The 2,168-nt window shown below is 38.7% G+C and carries 2 protein-coding genes and 1 pseudogene; 1 reads left to right on the top strand and 2 read right to left on the bottom strand.

Annotation, left to right across the window (positions count from 1 at the left end; genetic code table 11):
• Positions 1-305 precede the first annotated feature (305 nt).
• Positions 306-1,046 (top strand): PGN_0703 family putative restriction endonuclease, encoded by a 741-nt coding sequence (locus EII32_RS11110; protein ID WP_233582389.1) that lies wholly within the window; start codon positions 306-308, stop codon positions 1,044-1,046.
• A 264-nt stretch (positions 1,047-1,310) separates the two neighbouring features.
• Here EII32_RS11110 and EII32_RS11105 read toward each other — a convergent pair whose 3' ends face one another.
• Both EII32_RS11105 and EII32_RS11100 read right to left on the bottom strand, forming a co-directional pair.
• Positions 1,311-1,577 carry a hypothetical protein gene (locus tag EII32_RS11105; RefSeq protein WP_125235446.1) on the bottom strand — a complete coding sequence of 89 codons (267 nt, stop codon included), beginning with the start codon at positions 1,575-1,577 and terminating at the stop codon, positions 1,311-1,313.
• A gap of 163 nt (positions 1,578-1,740) precedes the next feature.
• Positions 1,741-2,168 (bottom strand): annotated as a pseudogene (locus EII32_RS11100) (transposase); the annotation flags it as partial.

Genomic DNA, 2,168 nt, shown 5'->3' with positions numbered 1-2,168 from the left:
CATCGAAGATACAAAAAATTGCAGACTTGACAAAGTATTTAGGAATTTATATCACTGAATACCAAATATTAAATGACTTTTTAAGGGGCGACTAATTAGTCTCTTTTTAAATTCAAAAGACAAATTATAATATGAATAAACCATAAATAGATAACAACTTATGTCATATCATGATTTTCAGCAGAAGGTCTATTCATACCTGATTAAGTACAAAAAAGAAATACTCAAAATTGATGGCAAGGGTATTTCTGCACGTGAAGTTGAACACGATTGCTTGCTTCCTAAGTCCATATTGTGATGCAAAGATGCCTATTATGCTATATGAGGGTATTAAGACAATTGTAGAAGAGATACAAGAAGGCAAGTTTGCATATAAGCCACATATTGCTGCTTCTGTGCATGTGGCAAGTTCTCAAACAGCATGTGTTAACCTATTTGTGCCAATATTGGAGAGCGAGTATGCTGATAGAATACTTAAAGGGTCAGGAGTCGCGCCCAAAGGGTTTGACCATATTGACAGAAAACAACTTCGCAAAGGCTATTGCTTTGAGTATTGGGAGTCATCATTAGAAGGTTCAAAAGGCCTTCTAGGTGACCATAGCCCTCATGCAGGTACAGACTCAGATGTTGCTATCGCATATCGAAATCAAGGCAACGAACTCTGCCTTTGGCTTATAGAGCACAAGCTAACGGAACAAGAATTTACAACTTGTGGAGGTTATCGTTCAAAAGGTATTTCTGAGTCAGAGAAAGAAAATTGCACATCATGTGACATAAAAGAACTGTTAGAAAACCACGATAAGTGTTATTACCACAAACATTGTGGTTATTATTATTGGAGAATCATGGAAAAACAGTCTTCGTTTTTCTGTGGAAAATATGAAGGTGGTGGTTGCCCATTTAGAAGTGGTATGAACCAACTTTGGAGGAATCAATTGTTGGCATTTGAACTTGAGAATAGAGGTGTATTTTTTGAGGTCTATTTCTCTGTTGTTTCTCATCCAGAAAACTGCTTTCTTGACAAGACAATGAATGAATATCGATGACTTACAAAGAACTCTCCCAAGTTCTATGCCTTTAAATCTAATTTACTTGTTGATAAAGCTGTTGCTTATTTGCCTGATTGGTCAAGTTGGTACAAAAAAGTATATTTGGGAATTGATTAGTTCAACTACACGATTGTAACAATACAACAAATAGAGTTGCTTTATAGAGATTCATTCGGGCGGAACTTTTTATCTTCCTACACCTTGTGCTTTCTTTCGAGATGAAGGCTTTACCATTGCGGCAGCTGTAGCGATACAACGCACTCACCATTGCACATCATCTTCGTCTTTATTCCTGCCCCATCCGGATAGGTTGGACACACCTCCTCCACATGACTCTGCGTAGGTGGTGGCTTGTTTGACATAGTTGATAGCCAACAACATGGCACAAGGTGCTACATGTTGTGCGTTTTCAGTAAGGTCATAATAACCTTTCTCTCGTAAAATGTCACGCTGACTATCGTTTAGAGTCGGGATTATTTCCTGCATAGTCATAACCAGCATCATATTGTAGGTACTGTTGATTCCCATATGGATGCGTGTTGCCTCCCTATCAATATCATCACCTTCCCTTTCCAAGGCTCTCTGGTGTTATCGTTTCATCTCAAAGAGTTTTTCTCGGATATTCTGAAGCTTGGAACTCGTTTCTTCAAGCATCTTGGAGCGTTCGGTAATCTTGGTATCCAGTCGTCCCTTAAAAACTATATTTCAGCGTAAAGTTTGTAAAATCGAAGTTCACGCTGATTTTTTTTATAAGCCACAAAAGAACTCTCATAGCTCTTTTGAAGTCATATGCCGCCGCAGCTAATAAGACATTGACAGCATCTCCTTTCACACCTTTATAAAAGTTGCGAGATAGTCTGTAGTCACTTTTAAGATGTCCTATCGTTGGCTCTATTCCCGCTCGTTTGCAAAATAGTTTGTGTTTCTTTCTCTTTTGGTAGCAGGTATCTTTTGCTTTAGGAACGTCCGGGATGAGTATCTTTGTATCCCCGATCTGTCTCACACCTCTATAACCCTCTGTCTGCCGCCGGGTTATTAATATGTTTCCCGGTCATCCTTTGGGTTTGTTCCAACGTCTTTTGTATGGTATGACCATCGTATTCATTCCTGAAAGAGAAT

It is taken from the genome of Prevotella sp. OH937_COT-195, assembly GCF_003932845.1.
In the GTDB taxonomy this organism is placed as follows: domain Bacteria; phylum Bacteroidota; class Bacteroidia; order Bacteroidales; family Bacteroidaceae; genus Prevotella.
The sequence above is the reverse complement of the archived record's forward strand: the minus strand, read 5'-3'. Positions and strand labels throughout refer to the sequence as shown.

Coding starts and splice junctions, on each gene's coding strand:
- EII32_RS11110 (WP_233582389.1), top strand. CDS start 306: ATGCCTATTATGCTATATGAGGGTATTAAGACAATTGTAGAAGAGATA.
- EII32_RS11105 (WP_125235446.1), bottom strand. CDS start 1,577: ATGGGAATCAACAGTACCTACAATATGATGCTGGTTATGACTATGCAG.